The sequence below is a fragment of the Mesorhizobium sp. M2A.F.Ca.ET.042.01.1.1 genome, from assembly GCF_003997405.1.
Classification (GTDB): domain Bacteria; phylum Pseudomonadota; class Alphaproteobacteria; order Rhizobiales; family Rhizobiaceae; genus Mesorhizobium.
In genome coordinates this window covers 1-4,445 of the sequence record NZ_RZRX01000366.1, presented here as the reverse complement: position 1 = coordinate 4,445, position 4,445 = coordinate 1, and the positions used below count along the sequence as shown (strand labels likewise).

At 65.2% G+C, this 4,445-nt stretch carries 5 protein-coding genes; all 5 read left to right on the top strand.

From position 1 onward, the window contains the following. Nucleotides 1-761, top strand: a 761-nt coding sequence (locus EOA23_RS31860) for a glutamine amidotransferase (RefSeq protein WP_127307009.1), incomplete at its 5' end; no start/stop codon positions are given. Between the two features lie 28 nt (nt 762-789). Beyond that, complete coding sequence (locus tag EOA23_RS31855; RefSeq protein WP_127307008.1) at nt 790-1,560, top strand: ATP-binding cassette domain-containing protein; 771 nt, start codon at nt 790-792, stop codon at nt 1,558-1,560. 32 nt (nt 1,561-1,592) lie between these two features. Then, nucleotides 1,593-2,579, top strand: coding sequence for an autoinducer 2 ABC transporter substrate-binding protein (locus EOA23_RS31850; protein WP_127307007.1), 987 nt, complete (start codon nt 1,593-1,595; stop codon nt 2,577-2,579). 67 nt (nt 2,580-2,646) lie between these two features. Then, nucleotides 2,647-3,573, top strand: coding sequence for an ABC transporter permease (locus EOA23_RS31845; protein ID WP_245474411.1), 927 nt, complete (start codon nt 2,647-2,649; stop codon nt 3,571-3,573). Beyond that, a partial coding sequence (locus EOA23_RS31840) for an ABC transporter permease (protein WP_245474410.1) occupies nt 3,570-4,445 on the top strand: 876 nt, incomplete at its 3' end. The genes EOA23_RS31845 and EOA23_RS31840, both read left to right, overlap by 4 nt.

Genomic DNA, 4,445 nt, shown 5'->3' with positions numbered 1-4,445 from the left:
TCCTTCTGGTCGGCGAGAGCTGGATGAGTTCCGCCACCCACTACAAGGGCTTCGACCAGTTCGGCAGCGTCACCTTCCATCTCGGCGCCACGCCTTTGGTCAACGCCTTGAAGGACAGCGAGTTCGATCTTGAATACATGCCGGCCCACGAGGCGGTTGAAAAGCTGCCTTTCACCATGGAGGGCCTGTCGCAATACAAGGCGATCGTGCTCTCCGATATCGGTGCCAACTCGCTTTTGCTGCATCCCGATGTCTGGCTGCACGGCAAGACCGTGCCCAACCGGCTCAAGCTTCTGCGCGATTGGACGAGGGCAGGCGGCGGCCTGGTCATGATCGGCGGCTATTTCAGCTTCCAGGGCATCGACGGCAAGGCCCGCTGGCACCGCACGGCCGTCGAGGACGCGCTGCCGGTGACCTGTCTTCCCTATGACGACCGGCTCGAAATCCCCGAGGGCTTTCGGCCTCAAATCACCGGCGCCAGGGATCACCAGATACTTGCCGGCATCGAGGGCGAATGGCCGATCCTGCTAGGCGCCAACGAGGTCGTTGCCCGAGACCGGGACGATGTCGAGATCCTGGCGCGGCTGCCGCTGGATCAGGGCGGTCATCCGCTGTTGGTGACCGGGCGCCATGGCGAGGGGCGCACCCTGGTCTGGACGTCGGACATCGGCCCGCACTGGCTGCCAAACAGCTTCGTCGAATGGCAAGGCTATGCGCGGCTTTGGACCAATGTGCTGCGCTGGGTCAGCAAGGCCGCCTAGCCTATCCACGAATGCCGGAGAGACCGTCATGACGGCACCCTTTCTCGTTGCCAGGAACATCGCCAAGCGCTTCGGCGCGCTGACCGCCCTTGCCGATGTCGACCTGGAAATCCGGCCCGGCGAAGTGCTGGCGCTGCTCGGCGACAACGGCGCTGGCAAGTCGACTTTCATCAAGATCCTGGCCGGCGCTCATCCGCCGAGCGACGGCGAGCTTCTCATTGAAGGCAAAGCGGTCGCGTTCGCCTCGCCCAAGGATGCCGCGGCGTCCGGAATCGCGACAATCTTCCAGGAACTGGCGCTTTCGGAGAACCTTTCGATCGCCGAGAACGTCTTCCTCGGCCGCGAATTGAAACGCTCCATTTTTGGCATCCCTTTTCTGAAACGAGCCGAGATGCGCCAGCGCGTCGACGGCCTTCTGCAGGAGCTCGACGCCCATATCTCCGATCCCGACGCTCCGGTCGGCAGCCTGTCGGGCGGCCAGCGCCAAGCCGTCGCCATCTGCCGGGCGCTCAATCTCAACGCCCGGCTGGTCATCATGGATGAACCGACGGCCGCCCTTGCCGTCGCCGAGACCCGCAAAGTGCTGGCGCTAACTCGGCGCCTTGCCGGCCGCGGCTGCGCCGTCGTGCTGATCAGCCACAACATTTCCGAAGTCTTCGAGGTTGCCGACCGGATCGTGGTGTTCCGGCGCGGCCGCAAGGTGGCCGAACGCCTGGCCGCGGAGACCAATCACGAGGAAGTCGTTTCACTCATAACAGGCGCCCATCCCGACGTGCGGGCGCTCGAAAAAACAAACTGAAACGCACGTCATTCCAGAGAGGATCACACACAATGCTTTCACAACTCAGGAAAGTGCTCGCCGCCTCCGCGCTGTCGTTGGTCGCCGCGACGGCGGCGCATGCGGCAGACAAGCATAAGGTCGCCTTCGTGCCGCAGCTGATCGGCATCCCCTATTTCAACGCCATGGAGGCCGGCGGCAACCGAGCCGCCAAGGATCTCGGCGTCGATTTCGTCTATTCCGGCCCAGTCGACACCAACCCGGTCGACCAGTTGCAGATCGTGCAGAACCTGATCGACCAGGGCGTCGAAGCGGTCTCGGTCTCCGTTCTCGATGCTTCGAGCATCGCCCCGGTGGTGGAGAGCGCCAAGGCCAAAGGCATCAAATTGTTCACCAGCGACAGCGACGCTCCCGACAGCGGCCGCGCGGTCTATGTGGCGCAGGCGACAGACGAGGGGCTCGGCACCACGATCATCGACGAACTGGTCAAGCGCGTCGGCGAGGACGCCACGATCGGCATCGTCTCCGGTGAGGCGACCGCGTCCAACCTCAACGCCTGGATCGGCTTCATGCAGAAGGAAGCCGCCGCCAAATATCCCAAGCTGAAGCTGCTCGCCCCGCAATTCGCCGGCGGCACGGCCGAGCGCGCCGCGCAGATCTCGGGCGACCTCATGGCCGCCAATCCCGATATCAAGGCCATCATCGCCGTCGCATCCTCGACCTGCCCGGGCGTTGCCCAGGCGATCGAGACCGCCGGCAAGATCGGCTCGGTTATCGGGACCGGTTACTGCAGCCCGAACACCGCCCGCTCCTATCTGAAGAGCGGCGCCTTCGGCTTCACCGTGCTGTGGGACCCTGAACAGCTCGGCTACCTGACGGTCTGGGCCGGCAAGCAGCTTATCGACGGCAAGAGCTTCGAGGCCGAAAACAAGGTTGCCGGCCTCGACAAGCCCGCCACCTATGATGCCGCCAAGGGCATCCTGCTGCTCGGGCCGCCGGCCGTCTTCACCAAGGACAATGTCGACCAGTTCAACTTCTGAGCCTGACGTGAACGTGGTGCGGCAGTCTGGAACCGGCGTCTTCTCCATGAATGGGCGGGAGTGGTCTTTGCTTGTCGCCTGTTTGCTTGCGGTCGTCATCTTTTCTGTCGCATCGCCGCACTACGCGACCCCGGGCAACGCGGTCACCGTGCTGCGCAACAGCGTCGAGCTGCTGCTGATCGGCCTCGGCATGACCCTACTGCTCGCCATGGGCGGCATCGATGTCTCGATCGGCATCGTCATGGGCCTCGCGGCCATCGCCATCGGCCGCGTTCTTGGCGCCGATGGCAGCCCGTTCGTCGCGCTTGCCGCGGGCCCGCTCGTCGGTGCGCTGCTGGGCTGCGTGACGGCCGCCATCGTCGTCCTGGGCCGCGTTCCGGCCATCGTCGGAACGCTCGGCCTGCTCGGCGTCTACCGGACCGCCGTGTTTGCGCTGCTTGGCGGGCAATGGCTTTCCGGCCTGCCCTCGGGCCTCACTGATCTGCTGGCAACCACCGTGCTCGGCATCCCCGTGCCGGCCCTGGTGATTGCCGTTGCCTATCTGATTGTCTGGCTGGCACTGCGGCGAACGCCCTATGGCTTGCATCTGCTGGCGATCGGCAATTCGGAAGAAAAGGCACGGCTCTCGGGAATACCGGTGATCAAGGTCCGCTTCACGACCTTTGTCATCAGCGGCGTCCTGACCGGCATTGCCGCCACCTTCTATGTCGCCACCTACCGCAATGTCGAAATGTCTATCGGCAGCACCTCGGCGCTGGATGCCATCGCCGCGGTCATTCTCGGCGGCACAAGCATATTGGGCGGCCGCTGCAGCCTGCTCGGCACGGTGCTCGGCGTGCTCCTGCTCAGAATTCTCCAGAATGGCCTGCTTCTCATCGGTGTCCCCTCGCTTTGGCAGCCGGTCGTCACCGGCGTGCTGATCATCGGTGTGCTCGGCTTCGAAGCGGTCTCCAATCGCCTGCCTCTTACCCGGTTCCAGCGAGCCCGCGCATGAGAACGCTTCGGAACCTGCAGGGCCCGGCCCTGACCCTGGCTTTGCTGTGCGCGCTGTGGCTGATCGTGATTGTCGGCCTGCTGGCGCTCAAGCCTTCCGTCTTCAATCTCGGCACCGTAACCACCATTCTTCAGTTCTCGACCATCCTGGCGCTGGTCGGCCTCGGACAGGGGATGGTCATCCTGGCCGGCGGCACAGGCATAGACCTGTCGGTCGGCGGCGCGGTTTCGCTCTCCGCCGTCGTCGCGATGCTGTCGCTCAAACTGGGCTTGCCGCCGGTCCTGGTGCCGGCCGTCTGCATCCTGGCCGGCGCAGCGCTCGGCGCCCTCAACGGATTGCTGGTGAACGGCCTGGCGCTGCTGCCCTTCATCGCGACGCTCGGCACCTTCTTCGTCTATTCCGGCGTGGCGCTTGCCGTCACCGGCGGCGCGGCCCAGTCGGGCGTGCCAGGATGGCTGCTTGTGTGGGGACGCGGTGTCGTCGCCGGCATTCCCGTGCCCTTCCTCACCCTGGCCATCCCCTGCTTCGCGCTGGCCGGCCTTGCGCTGATGGCGACGGCCTGGGGGCGCTGGATCTACGCGATGGGCTTCAACGAACGCTCGGCCAGGCTGGTCGGCATTCCTGTCGATCGCGTGCGCTTCATCCTCTGCCCTGAGCGGCGCGCTCGCCGGCGCCGCCGGCCTGGTTTCGCTCGCCTGGCTCGGCAGCGGCAGGCCCAATATCGGCCAGAACCTCGAGCTGGAATCGCTGACCGCCGCGATGCTTGGCGGCATCGCCATCACCGGTGGGCGCGGCGGCGTCGGCGGCGTGTTCGCGGCCGTGCTGCTCCTGGTCACGCTCAAGACCGGGCTGCTGCAATTGAACATCAACAC

Excerpts from the sequence above, each read along its gene's own strand:
- EOA23_RS31850 (WP_127307007.1), top strand. The coding sequence starts at position 1,593 with ATGCTTTCACAACTCAGGAAAGTGCTCGCCGCCTCCGCGCTGTCGTTG.
- EOA23_RS31855 (WP_127307008.1), top strand. The coding sequence starts at position 790 with ATGACGGCACCCTTTCTCGTTGCCAGGAACATCGCCAAGCGCTTCGGC.